The organism is Bacillus sp. FSL R5-0593 (assembly GCF_038603755.1).
GTDB lineage: Bacteria > Bacillota > Bacilli > Bacillales > Bacillaceae > Bacillus > Bacillus velezensis.
On sequence record NZ_CP152011.1, the window covers coordinates 217,537 to 236,234 of the forward strand.

At 39.0% G+C, this 18,698-nt stretch carries 2 protein-coding genes; both read left to right on the top strand.

Annotated elements, in window-relative coordinates:
- The first annotated feature begins 303 nt into the window (after positions 1 to 303).
- Positions 304 to 7,926 (top strand): amino acid adenylation domain-containing protein, encoded by a 7,623-nt coding sequence (locus NYE36_RS01235; RefSeq protein ID WP_342496872.1) that lies wholly within the window; start codon positions 304 to 306, stop codon positions 7,924 to 7,926.
- Positions 7,886 to 18,643, top strand: coding sequence for an amino acid adenylation domain-containing protein (locus NYE36_RS01240; protein ID WP_342496873.1), 10,758 nt, complete (start codon positions 7,886 to 7,888; stop codon positions 18,641 to 18,643). The genes NYE36_RS01235 and NYE36_RS01240 overlap by 41 nt, the downstream gene beginning before the upstream one ends.
- The last annotated feature ends 55 nt before the right edge of the window (positions 18,644 to 18,698 follow it).

Here is an 18,698-nt window from a genome sequence, read left to right on the forward strand (position 1 = left end):
ACTGGGTTAATGTGCTTAGGTGTTTTTCCCCCCTAATTGACAACTCTTAAACATTTGTATAATATTTCTTAAAGATGGCTAGTTCTTCTTCATTATCCTTTTTTTAAAAAAAGTGTTTGTACGGGTCTATATCATTAAAAAATGGTTTTTGCTGCCGATAAATAAACTGTCAGACTACAACAACAATTATTGGTGAGCGGTATTGCCTGTGATGCAGTTTAACATAAAAATCCACCGAAAGCCTCTGCTGTTTTAATTCAGTGAATGATTTGAATTTTGATATCAATTGAAGGAGTTTTTGTTATGACAAAAAGTATAAAGGGAGATAAAGACAGTATTGGTGAGTTAAAAACTGAAGAGCATTTTTTAGTGGCAAGTAAACCTTCTAAAGAAAAAAGAATGAAAAATCTTACATATAAATTGTCACAGCAATTAAGCGATAAGCTGAATGTATACTGCAATGGATCGGATGAACGTCTGCATATCGTATTAACAGCGGCACTGACTTTGTTAATAAATCAATATACAGAAAGACAAAATATTGTAATCAAAACTCCTGTTTTCAAAAAGAACAGAACGATTGATTGTGAGCAAGAAATTTTGACTCTTAAAAATGCTGTTCATGGTGAAGACCTATTAAAAGAGATCATACATAAAGTCGAATTCACCGTAGAACAGGCATTGGAAAGCCCCCAAAATAATTCTCGAACAAGTGATAAAATGACTGGCCTTCCTTTTGATGTCATGATAGTCCTTGAAAATATTCAAGAATACATACTTAATCAAGAAAATCCCGCTATTCATATCCTATTTTCGTTTATGAACCAGAAACAATACATAGAGACAGTCATACACTATAACGAATGCCTCTATTCTCAAAATATGATAAAAGATTTGTCACTGCGATTTCAGATGATTCTTGAAGCTATGATAACTCCTGAAAATATCAGAGTGAAAGATATGAGATTCCTGAAAGAAAAAAATAAGCAAAAGAAAATCTTTGGCTGGGAAGACAATTATTCGAAAATTGGAACAATTTCGGAGGTGTTTGAGCAGCAGGCTGATGAATATTCGGATAAGACTGCTTTGGTACTAGAAAACTCTTCAATGTGTTACGCAGAACTTAATCACCGTGCGAACCAGCTGGCACGGTATCTTCAGGAGTGCGGAGTAAAACGGGGAGACCTTGTCGGAATTGCTTTAGAACGCTCTTTTGATTTGTATATTAGTATTCTGGCAATATTAAAGTCAGGCGGTGCTTATGTGCCGTTAGACCCTCAATATCCGAAGCAAAGACTATCATTCTTAATCGAAGATTCAGGTGTAGAGTTGCTGATTACAAACGAAAGCATTCAGTCACAACTCCCGCCTCACGGGGACGGCGTAATCTGTTTGGATGGTATGAAAGAAGAAATTGAAAAGATGGATGGATCTAATATTGGCATAAAAGGTTCCTTGGATGACCTGGCTTATGTCATGTATACGTCAGGCTCAACGGGACTGCCTAAAGGAGTAAGTATTGTTAACCGCGGTGTGATTCGGCTGGTGAAGGAGACTGATTATGCGGTATTTGATGAGAATCAAACGTTTCTGCAATTAGCTTCTGCTGCTTTTGACGCTTCTACCTTCGAGATCTGGGGCTGTTTATTGAATGGGGGATGTCTGGCTATAATGCCTCCGGGAATACCGACGGCTGATGATATTGCAGAAGCTGTGAAAAAATATAACATTACGACTCTTTGGCTGACGGCCGGTTTATTTTCTCTAGTAGTTGATCAGCAGTTAGAATCATTAAAAGGACTTCAGCAATTATTAGTAGGCGGAGATGTGGTTTCCGTTCCGCATGTTCAAAAAGTATTAGCGCTTGGAAAGGTACAAGTAATTAACGGATATGGGCCGACAGAGGGAACGACCTTTACCTGTTGTTTCCCGGTCCCTCATGATTGGAAAGGCAGTATGCTTCCTATAGGGAGGCCTATTTCTGGTACAGAAATATTCATTTTAGATTCGCAATTAAAACCGGTAGCGCCGGGAATTCCTGGTGAGCTGTTTATTGGCGGAGATGGGCTGGCGCGAGAGTATTGGCGACGGCCTGATTTAACGAAGGAACGGTTTATATCACACCCTTTCAATAATGATCCTTCAGCACGTCTTTATAAAACAGGAGACTTAGTGCGTTATTTAGAAAATGGCGATGTGGAGTTTATTGGACGGCGGGACGAGCAAGTCAAAATCCGCGGTTTTAGAATCGAGCTTGGGGAGATAGAAGCCCGATTGATCAATCATACAGAAATTAAAGAAGCGGCAGTAACAGTAAATCATAATGGTGATGAAGATTTATATATCTGTGCTTATTACACTTCAAATCATAAAATCGCAAAGATTGAATTGCAGCACTTTCTGAGAGACTTTCTTCCGGAATATATGATTCCATCGTACTTTAAACAAATGGATAACATGCCTTTGACGGTAAATGGGAAAATTGACAGACGGGCACTTCCTAGACCTGATATATCTCAAATGTCCGAAACAAAATATGAAGCGCCGACAAATGAAACGGAGAAAAAACTTTCGGAGATTTGGGAAGCTGTACTTGGCAGGGAACGCGTCGGTATAGATGAAAATTTCTTTGAAACCGGCGGTCATTCACTAAAGGCTTCTATGTTAATTTCCCGCATCAGAAAAACTTTCGGTACGGATATAAAGGTGAAGGAGCTTTTTGAGCAGCCTACCATCAAACAGCTGAGCCGTCTTATTCAAAAGCGGGATAAACAGAATTATCCGGTCATCAGTAAAGCGAGGAAGCAGTCTTATTATCAAGCATCATCTGCTCAGAAAAGAATGTTTGCCCTTTGGGAGACGGATAAAGACAGTATCGTTTATAACTTGCCGATTATGATCGAACTAAATGGAAAATTAGATGTAAAAAAAGCCGAGTCAGTTTTACAAGATATTATTGGCAGACACGAAGCGTTACGGACAAGTTTCGATGTTGTAAACGGCGATGTGGTTCAGATTATTCACGATAGATGGGAGCTCGAATTTGATTATCAGAAGCTGCCGTCTGATGGGATACGACCATATGTGAAGCAGTTTATCAGACCCTTTCATTTGGACAAAGCACCGTTAATCAGAGCCGGACTCATAACGTATGAAGACCGGAATCTGCTGCTGCTGGATGTTCATCATATCGCTGCGGACGGTGTATCGGTTGGAATAATCCGCAAAGAATTCAATGCGCTGTATGCGGGTCATAAACTAAAACAGCCGCCGCTGCAATATAAAGATTATTCAGAATGGCAAGTAAGCTCAGGAACAAAAGAGGCGTTAAAGGAACAAGAGGAGTATTGGCTTAAGCGGTTAAGAGGAGATCTGCCGATTCTCAATCTGCAGACTGATTATGAGCGGCCCAGAGTCAAAAGCTTTGAAGGAAGCCGAATCAGCTTTACGGCCGATGAAAGGTTAACATCAAGCTTAAAGTCGGTGGCGAAAGAAACAGGAACAACTTTGTACATGGTGCTGCTGGCGGTATATAATGTCATGCTTTCAAAATACAGCGGTCAGCAGGATGTGATCATCGGAACAGCAGAGTCCGGAAGGTCAGACACCGAACTGGAGAATACGGTGGGGATGTTCGTCAATACCGTCGCCATAAGAAATTTTCCTGAGGAACATAAAACATTCAGAGCGTTTTTAGAAGAGGTCAAACATCATACGTTAAAAGATTTTGAGAATACAGATTACCAATTTGAAAATATTGTTCAAAAACTCGGGGTAAAAAGAGATTCGAGCCGGAACCCGCTGTTTGATGTCATGTTTACTTTTGAGAGTAAGGATTACGGATTCGGAGGAAATGAAGAGACAGCAGAATCAAATTTACTAGTATCTGAGGTCAATATATCAAGATTTGATTTAACGTTAACTGCAATGGAAACCGATAAAGGCGTTAACTTCCAATTGGAATATTGCAATCATTTATTCAGGAAAGACACAGTCGAAAGAATGGGTGCTCATTATACCCGGCTTTTACAACAGGTTGTATCAGAACCGGACACGGCAATCTGCAGACTGAATATGATAACGGATGATGAGAAACATAAACTGCTTTATGTATTCAATGATACAGCAGCCGACTTCCCGCATAATAAGACAATCCATCAATTGTTTGAAGAACAAGCGGAAAAGACACCGGAAAGAATAGCGGCAGTGTATGAAAATAATAAAGTAACTTATAAAGAACTTAACGAAAGATCAAATAGTCTGGCGAGAACACTAATGAAAATGGGGGTGAAAAAAGAGTCAATAGTAGGTATTGTTGCTGACAAATCATTAGAGATGGTGTTAGGCATATTGGGTGTGCTGAAGGCGGGAGGCGCATTTTTGCCAATTGATCCGGGATATCCTTCTGAGAGAATCAAATACATGATTGAAGACAGCGGTTCTGACATTTTATTAGTGCAGAATAGTCAGGCTGATAATATCCTGTTTGAGGGGAAGGTTATTGATTTAACAGATAGTTCTCTTTACTCCGGAGATCGGCATAACCTGCCAATGATGAGTTCCGCAGAACATCTTGCTTATGTCATTTATACTTCTGGAACGACTGGAAAACCAAAGGGTGTAACGATCCGGCATATCGGAATCAGTAATCTCAAAAGTGTCTTTGAACATGATATGAATATCAATTACCGGGATAAAATTATTCAATTTGCAAGTTTTTCATTTGACGCATCAGTGTGGGAAATCAGTATGGCACTGTTGACCGGAGCGGAACTACACATCCTTTCAAGTCAAGTCATCAATAATTATACATTATTTGAAGAGTATATTAACCGGCATGACATTACTGTAGCCACTTTGCCGCCTGTATACATCAATCATATAAATATAAACGGATTATCAGCTTTAAGGCTCTTAATTACTGCTGGTTCTCAGATATCTACAAAATCCTTGAACCGGATCGTGAATAAAATAGACTATATTAATGCCTACGGTCCAACTGAAACGACAATCTGCTCTACAATGTGGAGATACTCAGAAGCTGAGAGGGCGATGGCAAAGACCATTCCTATCGGTAAGCCGATCAGAAATCTGAAAGCCTTCATAATTGATCACCACAACAATCTTGTGCCTATTGGTTTAGCGGGAGAATTGTGTGTGTCGGGTGACAGCTTAGCAAGAGGATATCTCAATAAAGAGAAATTGACGCGTGAGAAGTTTATTGATCATCCATTTGAGTCCGGAACTAAAATGTACCGAACAGGAGACTTGGCAAGGTGGCTTCCTGACGGAAACATAGAATTTTTGGGGAGAATTGATAATCAAGTCAAAATCAGAGGCTTCCGGATTGAAACTGATGAAATAGAAAGCCAGCTTCTGAAAATAAGCGGGATAAAAGAAGCAGTTGTTATAGATAAGTGCGACCTTCAAGGTGACAAATACCTTTCTGCATTTGTAACCGCAGAATATAAAATGTCCGGAGCAGCTTTGAGGGAGCAATTGGGTGACATTTTGCCACAATATATGATTCCCGGTGTCATCATCCAGGTTGAACAGCTGCCTCTCACACCAAATGGGAAAATTGACAGGAAAGCACTTGCTGAAATAGAAGAGCCTAAACATATAAAGGGGCACCTTGAAGCACCCCGTTCCGAAGTCGAACAGATTCTGGTAAATGTTTGGTCGGAAGTTCTGAAAATTGATGATATTGGTATTAATGATAATTACTATGAGCTGGGCGGAGACTCAATAAAATCTATACTGATTGTATCAAGGCTTCAAAAATACAGTCTCAGTCTAGAGGTAAAAGATCTTTTGCAGTATCCGCAAATAAAAAACCTCAGTAAACACGTGAAATTATATAAAGCTCAAACAGATCAGAGCCCGGTTAGCGGGAGAACTGAACTGGCACCGATACAAAAGTGGTTTATAGAGAAAGACTTTGAGGACATTCACCACTTTAATCAGGCATTCATGTTTCAAATGAAAGAAAAAATTAATGAACACGCTCTGGCAAAGACATTTGAATTATTAGTAAAGCATCATGATGCTTTGAGGTTGATATATACAGCTGAAAATGACGAAATAAAACAAGAAGTCAGAGATGTCCAAGCCGCCCGGGATACTTTTACTCTGGACATATATGATCTGCTTGCTGATACGGATTACAAAAATACAATAGAAAAACTTGCCGATCAGTTACAAAGCGGAATGGATCTTGAAAAAGGGCTTTTAATGAAACTTGGTTTATTTCGAACAATGAGGGGCGATTATCTACTTATTGCTATACATCATATGGTGATTGACGGAGTCTCTTGGAGAATTCTGCTTGAAGATATGGAGCAGGTCTACAACAATCTGCAAAAAGGAGAGCCGGCCGTTCTTCCGCCGAAAACGGCATCCTTTCAAGAATGGACACGTAAATTGGCGGAATATGCAAACGGAAGTGAGATAAGAAAGGAACTTCGGTATTGGGAGAATATCGAAAAAATGAAGATTAAAGAAATTCCGAGAGATTTCAATAAAGCTGACAGTGTATTTAAGGAAAGCCGCACCATTACTGTCAGTCTTACAAAGCAGTTAACTGATAAGCTCCAGAGGAATACAAATGCAGCTTATAACACACAGATTAATGACATCTTGCTTTGTTCACTGGGAATGGCAGTAAAAGAATGGGCGGGACTTGACAAGGTTTTAATCGGTCTGGAAGGCCACGGAAGAGAGAACATATTAGAAAACATTTCAATAGAAAGAACCATCGGCTGGTTCACCTCACTATTTCCGATCGTGTTGGATATGGAGCACAGTGATGATCTGCCTTATTGCATAAAAAATACGAAAGAGTATTTAAGAAGAATACCTCATAAAGGTATTGGTTACGGAATTATTAAATACTTGACGGCACCGGAACATAAAAAAGACATCAGTTTTACGATAAAGCCCGAGATCGGGTTTAACTATCTGGGAGAAATCTCTCAAAAAAAGCGGGCTGTTTTTCAGCATGCAGATATATCATCTGGTACAAGTGTTTCTTTATCTAATAAAAAATTGAATGCCATCGAAATCAACAGCTTTATTATGGACGGTCAACTGCAGTTGGAATTTAACTATAGTACGAAAGAGTTTAAAGAAGAAACAATTAAAACATTAACCGAATCCTATATAAACCGGTTAATCGATATTATTCAGCATTGCGGAATGAAAAAAATTCCTGAAAAAACACCCTTTGACTATGGAGATCTGGATTTATCCATCGGAGATTTGGAGCTGATTTTATCAAGCGGAAAAGAGATAGAGAAAATCCACTCCCTGACTCCTATGCAGAGCGGGATGCTTTATCATGCATTGCTTGATCCGTTTTCACAAGCCTATTTTGAGCAGCTTACATTTTCTTTATCCGGTCAGCTTGATATTGGCAGATTAAATACAGCTTTTAATATGCTGATCGAGAAGTATGAAATTTTAAGAACATGCTTTTTTCATGAAGGACTAAGTAAGTTTAAACAGGCTGTTCTAAGAGAGAGAAAAGTTAAAATTGAATTTGAAGATATCAGCACTTTCTCGGAATATCAAAAGAAAGTACGGCTTAAAGATGTTCAGTTTAAAGACAGGGGAACGAGATTCGATTTGACGAATGATTGCTTAATAAGAGTAACCGTATTAAAAACTGATGAGAAAGAATATAAACTGCTGTTCAGTTTTCACCATATTATTATGGATGGCTGGTGTATGAGTTTAATAATGAATGATATAAAAACTATTTATACGTCATTAAAAGAAGGAAGAGAGACAGTGCTTCAGCATACCGAGCCTTACAGCACCTACTTAGAATGGCTGGATAATCAGGACAAAAGTGCCGCATTAGAATATTGGGGGGATTATCTAAATGAATATGAGCAGCAAGCCGGTATTCCAAAGTTCTGCTGATGAGGGTGGTTTCAAAAATAGGAAGAAAACATTCATTATTGATGAAACATGTACTTCGATGTTGAAAGCTGCAGCTGATCAATATCACATTACTTTAAGTGCATTGATTCAGACTGCATGGGGAGTTCTTTTGCAGAAGTATAACAACGTGAATGATGTTGTGTTTGGTGCGGTTATTTCCGGAAGACAATGCAGAGTGCAAGGCATAGAAAAAATGGTGGGGTTATTTATCAATGCGGTTCCTCTGAGAGTAAAAGGCGATGGTGATACGGTATTTATAGCATTAGCCCAAAAGCTCAACAGTGACTTTATCAAAGCGAATACATCATACGGTTACAGTTCTTTAGCGGATATACAAGCTCTTACAAAGATGAAAGAGAAACTGATCAACCATATGTTGGTTTATGAAAATTACCCTGTTGATGACTATGGCAAGGCGGTCGATGATACAACTGATGCTTTAAGGATTACAGATATGGAAGTGTTTGAACAGACGAACTATGACTTTGGGCTGGTTATTATTCCAGGCAGCCAAATCAAAGCAGAGATGACGTATAACAATAATGTTTATCGTGAAGATATCATTAATCGTATAGGTGTTAATTTCTGTCATGTATTAAAGCAAGTGGCAACTGATCCTACGCGTGTCCTGAAAGACATCAGCGCTGTAAATGAAGAAGAGCGCGGAATGCTCCAGGAGTTTAATAAGCAGTCCTCTAATTATACGGTGAATAAAACGATACAAGACCTTTTTGAAGAACGAGCGGAAAAGACACCTGACCAAACAGCGGCTGTCTATGCAGGAAAGCATATCACTTATAAAGAGCTAAACGAAAAGGCAAATCAAGTCGCAACATTATTAATGGAAAAAGGGGCAGGAAAAAACAGCATTACGGCTATGATGATCCGTCCTTCAGAATATTCAATGATTGGAATGCTGGGAATTTTAAAAACCGGAAGTGCGTTTCTGCCTATTGATGATGAATCACCGGTCAGTCGGATAAATCATATTTTAAAAGATAGCAAAGCTGATATCCTCATTACAGATTTGTGGTTTTTAACTGATAAAAACATTGCGGCGGAATGTTTGGATATTACGGATAAATCGATTTATACCAGCCGAAATACATCAAACCCTGATGTTCAGTATGATCTCGAGGACGAGGTATATGTTATATATACCTCGGGTACTTCGGGAAAACCGAAGGGGGTGAAGGTGAAAAATAAATCATTAGTTAATTATTCATTATGGGTATGTGATCAAATAAACATAAATTCTGACAGCAGGTCGTTAGTGACGTCAAAATATAGTTTTGACTTATGCTATACCAGCATCTTTCCAGTTTTATCCGGTGGCGGACAAGTCCACTTTGTTGATAAAGAAGTGTATCTTCACTCTCTATCATTAATAGAATATATTTATAAAAATAGTATTACATATCTTAAAATGACACCCACTTTATTTTCAACATTGATGGAGGATGTTGACATGCTGGCGTCTTGTCCTGATTTAAAAGTTATCATACTGGGCGGCGAAAGCATAAACATCGGCAACGTCAAAAAGCTCGCTGAAAAATGCAGATGGATGAAGTTTATTAACCACTACGGGCCGACCGAAAGCACTGTTGGCTGTATTGCACATAGCATTGATCCAGATCATATTCAAAACTGTGAAATATACAATAAAATAGGAAGACCAATTCACGGCATTAATATCTATATTGTGGACCGTTCAGATCAACTGGTCCCTGTGGGAGCACCCGGTGAGATTTGTATCAGCGGGGTAGGTTTAGCATCGGGATATGTCAATAATGAAGAATTAACGAATAAAAAATTTATTGATAATCCTTTTCATCGCGGAACAAAAATGTACAAAACAGGAGACCTTGGCAGATGGATGCCGGATGGAAATATAGAATTTTTAGGCCGGATTGACAACCAGATCAAAATCAGGGGTTTTAGAGTTGAAATCGGAGAGATCGAAAACCAACTATTACAGCTGGAAGGTATAAAAGAAGCGGCGGTTGTTTATATAGAGGAGAAATATCTTTCTGCATATATTACTGGGGACATTGAGATAGAAGGCTCGTTCGTACAGGAGAAATTGGCACAGGCTCTTCCGAAGTATATGATTCCGAGTTTCATAATACAACTGAAAGAGCTGCCTCTTACAGCTAACGGAAAAATCAATCGAAAAGAGCTGCCTCTTCCTGACTTGCAACGGTTGTCAGTACCTCAATACGAAGCTCCGGCAAATGAAACGGAAGAAAAACTAGCTGAAATTTGGAAAGAAATGCTTGGGCATAAACGGATCAGTATAAATGAAGATTTCTTCGAACTGGGCGGACATTCTTTAACAGCTGCGTTCACTATTTCCCGCATCAGAAAAACTTTCGGCACGGATATAAAGGTGAAGGAGCTTTTTGAGCAGCCTACCATCAAACAGCTGAGCCGTCTTATTCAAAAGCGGGATAAACAGAATTATCCGGTCATCAGTAAAGCGAGGAAGCAGTCTTATTATCAAGCATCATCTGCTCAGAAAAGAATGTTTGCCCTTTGGGAGACGGATAAAGACAGTATCGTTTATAACTTGCCGATTATGATCGAACTAAATGGAAAATTAGATGTAAAAAAAGCCGAATCAGTTTTACAAGAGATTATTGGCAGACACGAAGCGTTACGGACAAGTTTCGATGTTGTAAACGGCGATGTGGTTCAGATTATTCACGATACATGGGAGCTCGAATTTGATTATCAGAAGCTGCCGTCTGATGGGATACGACCATATGTGAATCAGTTTATCAGACCCTTTCATTTGGACAAAGCACCGTTAATCAGAGGCGGACTCATAACGTATGAAGACCGGAATCTGCTGCTGCTGGATGTTCATCATATCGCTGCGGACGGTGTATCGGTTGGAATAATCCGCAAAGAATTCAATGCGCTGTATGCGGGTCATAGACTAAAACAGCCGCCGCTGCAATATAAAGATTATTCAGAATGGCAAGTAAGCTCAGGAACAAAAGAGGCGTTAAAGGAACAAGAGGAGTATTGGCTTAAGCGGTTAAGCGGAGATCTGCCGATTCTCAATCTGCAGACTGATTATGAGCGGCCGAGAGTCAAAAGCTTTGAAGGAAGCCGAATCAGCTTTACGGCCGATGAAAGGTTAACATCAAGCTTAAAGTCGGTGGCGAAAGAAACAGGAACAACTTTGTACATGGTGCTGCTGGCGGTATATAATGTCATGCTTTCAAAATACAGCGGTCAGCAGGATGTGATCATCGGAACAGCAGAGTCCGGAAGGTCAGACACCGAACTGGAGAATACGGTGGGGATGTTCGTCAATACCGTCGCCATAAGAAATTTTCCTGAGGAACATAAAACATTCAGAGCGTTTTTAGAAGAGGTCAAACATCATACGTTAAAAGATTTTGAGAATACAGATTACCAATTTGAAAATATTGTTCAAAAACTCGGGGTAAAAAGAGATTCGAGCCGAAACCCGCTGTTTGATGTCATGTTTGTACTTGAAAATGCAGATTACGGTATTGAAAATCACTTGGATCCAAATCCGGAAGAGTATATTCAAACCGAGATCAATATTTCAAAATTCGATTTAACGCTAACCGCGACGGAAATTGATAAAGGAATCAAATTCCATTTGGAATACTCCAGTCAATTATTTGTAAAAGAAACAGCTGAGAGAATGGGTGCCCATTTTACGAAGCTTTTACAAAGTGCAGCTGCCGGCCTAGATCAACCTTTAATGAAACTGGATATGATTCCTGAACAGGAGAAGCACACATTGCTCCATGTATTCAATGACACGGCAGCTGAATTTCCGCGGAATAAAACGATTCATCAATTATTTGAAGAGCAGGCAGAAAAAACACCTGAACGTATTGCGGCTGTCCAAGAAGATACGCTATTAACCTATAAAGAACTAAACGAGAAATCAAACAGCCTGGCTAATCTTTTGAGACAAAAAGGAATTAGAGAAAACAGCATTGTCGGAATCATGACAGAGAGATCTCTTGAGATGATCATCGGAATTATCGGGGTGCTGAAAGCAGGGGGAGCGTATTTGCCGATAGATCCTGAATATCCTGATGAAAGAGTAAATTACATGCTGAAAGACAGTGATGCAAACATTCTCCTAATTCAAAACGGATTGTCAGGTGGTATTACATTCAATAAAGAAATTTTATCATTAAGCGATCCTGCTCTATATATGCATAACAGAAGTAATCTGCCGAATGTCAGTTGCCCGGAAGACCTTGCCTACATGATTTATACTTCAGGGACTACAGGGCTGCCGAAGGGCGTCATGGTAAAACATAAAGGCGTGGTAAATTATATTCATTGGGCAAATAAGATATATGTAAATGATGAAGATATTGATTTTCCTCTGTATTCTTCTATTTCTTTTGACTTAACGGTTACTTCAATTTATACACCGCTTATTTCAGGAAATAAAATTATTATTTATGAGGGACCGGACAAGGCTCTTCTGATCAGAAGAATTATAGAAGAAAATAAAGCGGATATTATTAAGCTAACGCCGACGCATTTGAGATTGCTGGAGAATGTAGATTTAAGTACGTCAAAGATAAAAAAAATAATCGTCGGCGGGGAAGAGCTGAAAACCGGGCTTGCAAAAAAGATACACGGTGCATTTAACGGTCATGTCAGAATCTACAATGAATACGGCCCGACAGAGGCTACAGTCGGGTGTATGATTCATCAATATCATATTGAAAGAGACAATGGCAATGCAGTATCAATAGGCAAACCTGCGGATAATACTAAGCTTTATATATTAGGAAAACAATTGGAATTACTTCCTTTAGGGGCAGCCGGGGAACTTTGTGTCAGCGGAGAAGGGCTTGCGGACGGATATAAAAATAAAGCGGGCTTGACGTCAGAAAAATTTGTAGATAACCCCTTTGAACCCGGGGCTAAGTTATACAGAACAGGGGATATGGCAAAATGGATGCCGGACGGGACAATTGATTATTTAGGAAGAATTGATGATCAAGTCAAAATCAGAGGGTATCGTATTGAAACGGGAGAAATAGAAAACCGGCTTCTGAAAATGAGTCACATAAGAGAGGCTGTTGTTGTAGCGAGAGATGACCAACATGGGGATAAATATCTCTGCGGTTATGTTACTTCCGACAAAAAAATAGATGTTTATGCTTTAAAAGAAAATCTGTCTAAAGAATTACCGTTATTTATGGTGCCAAGTTATATCTTCCAGATTGAAAAAATGCCGTTAAGCTCAAACGGAAAAATAGATACGAAATCATTGCCGATTATAGATATTGCGGATGTATTGGAGTCTGCATATGAAGCACCGCGAAATAAAAAGGAACAAATTCTCGCATGCGTATGGGAGAAAGTTCTGGGGATGAAATCAATCGGGATTAACTATAACTATTACGAGATCGGCGGAGACTCAATTAAATCCATTTTAGTAGTTTCCGAACTCCAAAAATACGGCTTAAAACTTGAAGTCAGAGATTTAATGAAATATCCGCACATAAAAGACTTGAGTGCTCACGTAAAATCAGCTGATATACAAGCAGATCAGTCGATTGTAGAAGGAGACGTTGATCTGACACCGATTCAAAAATGGTTTATAGAACAGAGATTTGAACAAGAAAACCACTATAACCAAGCCTTTATGCTTTACAAAAAGTCCGGCATAGAAGAAAAAGCAATCGAAACGGCCTTTTTGGAATTGGTGAGGCATCATGATGCCCTCAGGATGCAGTTTAAAAAGGAAAACGGTGAAATTAAGCAATGGAATAGGGGCATTAAACAGGCAAAAGAAACATTTACTTTAGACGTATTTGATATGACACAAACAGAAGATCCAGCCATGGCAATTGAATCACTGGCTGACCGTATGCAGAACGAATTGAGCTTGGAAAAGGGGATTTTAATAAAACTGGCGGTATTTAAAACCAAAAACGGAGATCATCTTCTATTAACCATTCATCATATGATCATTGACGGAGTATCTTGGAGAATCCTATTGGAAGATTTTGAAACTGCTTATCTTCAAACAGTTAATGGGAACAAGGTGGAGCTGGAAACTAAAACAGCATCGTTCAAAGAATGGGCGCGTCAATTGAAAGAATATGCAAACAGCAAGGCTCTTCAAAAGGAAGCTGGGTACTGGGAGACCATAGAAACGGCTATTATTGAACCTCTTCCAAAGGATTTCATTGCCGAAAGCTGCTCTTATGAAGATAGTAAAGAAATTAAAATTGAATTAACAGAGGATCAAACAAAAACACTTTTAAGAAATACAAATGCAGCATATCATACACAAATTAATGATATATTGCTTTGCTCACTGGGACTTGCAGCCAAAGAGTGGACCGGCAACGAGAAGATCCTTGTGAATCTTGAAGGGCACGGCCGTGAAAGTGTTATAAAAACCCCGGTCCATCGCACAATAGGCTGGTTTACGACAATATACCCAATTGTTCTCGATATGACAGAAAGTAATAGTTTATCAAGCTCCATTAAGTATACAAAGGAAATGCTTAGACATATCCCCCAAAACGGGATTGGTTACGGAATACTCAGATATTTGTCGGACTCGGTTCACCTTCAATTAAAACCTGATATCAGTTTTAACTACTTGGGTGAATTTGGCCAAGAAGATCGCAGCAACCTATTTCAAATATCACCTTTGTCCGCCGGAACGAGCATATCTGGAAGAAATAAAAAGACACATAGTATAGAAATAAATGGATATATCATGGATGGCAGGCTGATGTTTTCGTTCAATTACAGTGCAAACCAATATAAACGAGAGACGATTGAGCAATTTACGAAAGCCTATCAATTGAAAATAAATCAGATCATAGAACATTGTGTGAATAAGAAAATATCTGAGAAAACCCCATGGGATTATGGGGATCCCGATCTTCAAATAGAGGAGTTAAATCAAATTCTTGCAAGCGGTGCTGAAGTAGAAAAAATTCATTCTCTTTCACCGATGCAGGAAGGCATGCTGTATAACGCTGTGATTGACCATCAATCTAGCGCTTATTTCGAACAAAGTGAAATAACAGTTGAAGGAAATCTGAATACAGAAGTTCTCAGTGACGCATTAAACAGACTGATTGCTAAATATGAAATATTAAGAACATCATTTTTCTATAACGGTTTCCGTGTATTTAAACAAGCCATTTTAAAAGAAAGAAAACTAAACATTCAATATCATGATATCAGCCAATGGGAGGAGCAGAAGAAGGATGCCTTTGTAGGGCAATTCAAGGTGAGAGACAGGAATACTCCGTTTGATCTGAACAAAGATTGTTTGATCAGAGTATCGGTGATCAAGCTGGGAAGAAATAAATTTAAAGTCATATACAGTTTCCACCACATTATTTTGGATGGCTGGAGTGTCGGTATTCTGTTAAAAGAGCTTATGGATCTATACGGTGACGTGGCTGAAGGGAAAAAACTCCTTCAAGAAACACCTGTACCGTACAGTCGTTATCTTGAATGGCTTGATCAGCAGGACAAGGACCGTGCATTTGAATATTGGAAGGAATACCTTTCTGCATATGAACAAGAGATCTCATTTCCGGAACTGGAATTGAAATCTGACGAGTATCAGCATGATCAAAAACTGGGAGCGCTTAACGGTGAAACCGCCGCTAAGCTGAAAAAAATCGCTGAGTCAAACAGCATTACATTAAATTCTATCGTTCAAACAGCATGGGGGATATTGCTGCAGAAATATAACAATACAAATGATGTGGTATTTGGTTCCATTGTTTCAGGCAGACCGAGTGAGATAAACGGAATTGAAAATATGGTCGGCTTATTTATAAATGCAGTGCCAATCAGAGTGAAAAGAGAATGTGATACATCATTTATTTCATTGGCTAAACAAATAAATAAAGACTTTATTGAAGCGAACGAATACAGTTATTGTTCTCTGGCAGACATACAGTCTTTGACAAGTATGAAGAATAAATTAATCAATCACGTAGTCGTGTATGAAAATTACCCGTTGAATGAGGATCTTTTCCAAGATTCAGCCCGTTCGAGTGTAAAAATAACTGCTGAACATGGGTTTGAACAAACCAACTATGATTTAGAGCTTTTAATTGCTCCCGGTGACGAATTGCATATGAAAATCACATATAACGCCAGTGTTTACAGTAAAGAAACGGTAAGTTCAATCTTGGATAACCTGGTTAGCGTTTTACAGCAGGCAGCGGCTGATCATGAAGTAATGGTTTCTCAGATCGATATGGTAAATGAGACAGAGAAACAAAAGCTGGTGAAAGAATTCAACTGCACGGAATTATCATATAAGAAAGAAAAGACGTTACAAGAGCTTTTCGAAGAGCAAGTTGTAAGGACACCTGATGCAATCGCTCTGGAATGGAACGGAGACTTCCTGACCTATAAGGAGCTGAATAATAAGGCAAATCAATTGGCACGAGCCCTCAGGGAAAACGGCATCAAAGAGAATGTTGTGGTTCCTATTTTGGTAAGAAGGTCTTTCCGATTGATTATAGGAATATTAGGAATACTAAAGGCAGGGGGATGTTACTTACCGCTTGATCCAGATTATCCGGCAGACAGGATCAATTATATGCTGAAAGACAGTAAAAGCGGCCTGCTGTTAACTGAGGAAGGACTTCCAAATGAATTAACGTACAGCGGAACTGTATTTAACATAGATTCAGAGTATTTATTACATCACTTGGAGACGAACATTGATGTTATTAACAGGGCCGAAGATTTAGCATATGTCATTTATACGTCGGGATCAACCGGAAAACCGAAAGGGGTCGCCGTAGAGCACCGTGCCGTTCATAACTTTATCAAGGGAATAACAGACAGGATCAGCTTTTCACAAGACAATGTCCTTCTTTCGGTCACCACGTGTTCATTTGACATATTCGGATTAGAGTCGCTGCTGCCTTTAACTCAAGGGCTGAAAGTTGTCATAGCCGGTGAAGCGGAACAAAGAGATCCGTACTTGTTAAACAAGATCGTTGTTGAGACTGATGTCAATACTATTCAGCTTACGCCATCCAGATTAAAGCTGATGCTAAGTGCAGAAAACAGCACGGAGAGTCTTCAGAAATTGAAGACCATCATGGTTGGGGGCGAGGTATTTCAACGGGAATTGTTATTTGAACTAAAAAAATATAAAAATCTGAAGATCTATAATATGTACGGTCCGACTGAGACGACGATTTGGTCTTCTGTGAAAGACTTAACCAATGAAAATAGTGTAAATATAGGCAAGCCGATTGCGAATACACAGATATATATTGTAGATCATGATGGAAACACTGTACCGCTCGGCAGTACTGGCGAATTATGCATTGCTGGAGCCGGAATGGCCAGAGGATATTTAGGAAAAGAAGATTTGACTGCGCAAAAGTTTGTAGACAATCCGTTTGTTAAAGGAACCAAGATGTATAAGACAGGAGATTTAGCAAGGTGGCTGCCTAATGGTGAACTGGACGTTATCGGAAGAATGGACAATCAGGTAAAGATCAGAGGGTATCGGATAGAATTGGGAGAGATTGAAAGCATAGTAAACCAACACGAAAAAGTTAAGGAATGTGTAGCTGCCGGAAAAACAAATTCCGCAGGAGTCCAAGATTTAGTTCTGTATTATGTGGCAGAAAGCACTGTATATCCTTCAGAATTTATTAAATTATTATCACCTGTGCTTCCTGAGTATATGATTCCGCAGATCTTTATGAAAATTGACCAAATTCCGCTGACAGCAAACGGAAAAATAAATGTCCTGGCACTGCCTGAACCTGTGATAGATAGAACAGGTTTTAACCGGCCTTTTGAGGAAGCGGTAACGGATGTACAAAAAAGTATCAGCCGTGTTTGGACCGATGTTTTAAAAATAGAAGAGCTTGGAATACATGATAACTTCTTTGAAGCAGGCGGTAATTCAATCAAAATCGTTGCAGTTTATAATGAGCTTCAGAAGCTGTATCCAAAACAAATTCAAATTGCTGACTTGTTTGCATATCCGACTATTTACAGATTGTCCGAATATATAGAATCAGCTATAGCCTTTGCGGAGATAGCAGTGTCCTTGGAAAAAGAAATCATTCCTATTACTTTACCGCTTGAATACATCTCGGAATCAACTGGACAAAGTCATACAGCCATGCACGAATATGCGGTAAATGCGAATTATTATGATGGTTTAAAAACAATATGCAATACCTACAAATATGATATTTCTCATGTTTTATTAGCGGGTTATGTATTTTTATTAGCTGATGTCAGCCAGCAAAACTTGGTTCATATCCAATTTTCGGGTCATGGAGATGATCGGATGAGTCAGCTGTCTTTTGATCTGTCTGATATCGAGAATTTTCACGATATTATTCGTATGGCGAAGGAGCAGATTGAGAATCAAGAGGATTCAGATCAATACGATTTGAATACTCACTATAAGAAATCAAGTTCGGCCCAAGATGTTTTTCCTCTTTTTTATATTAGTAATGAATCAAAAAAAGAGTACTCAGAATTATATGATCTGGTTTTTGCAGTTCATGAAAAGCCATCCGAAGCAGAAATCGTTTTTATATATAACCATCAGAAACTAAATGAGCACAAAATGAAAGATTTATTTTATAACTACATGAATTTGATTCAAGTGATTACAGCAGACAAAGCAGACAATTCAATATAAAGCGGCCGGTTCTGCCTTACATTTTGCTGATCGGCAGAATGTAAGGCAAATCAGG

What these genes read in the sequence shown, in the direction of transcription:
- NYE36_RS01235 (WP_342496872.1), top strand. Translation starts at nt 304, where the DNA reads ATGACAAAAAGTATAAAGGGAGATAAAGACAGTATTGGTGAGTTAAAA.
- NYE36_RS01240 (WP_342496873.1), top strand. Translation starts at nt 7,886, where the DNA reads ATGAATATGAGCAGCAAGCCGGTATTCCAAAGTTCTGCTGATGAGGGT.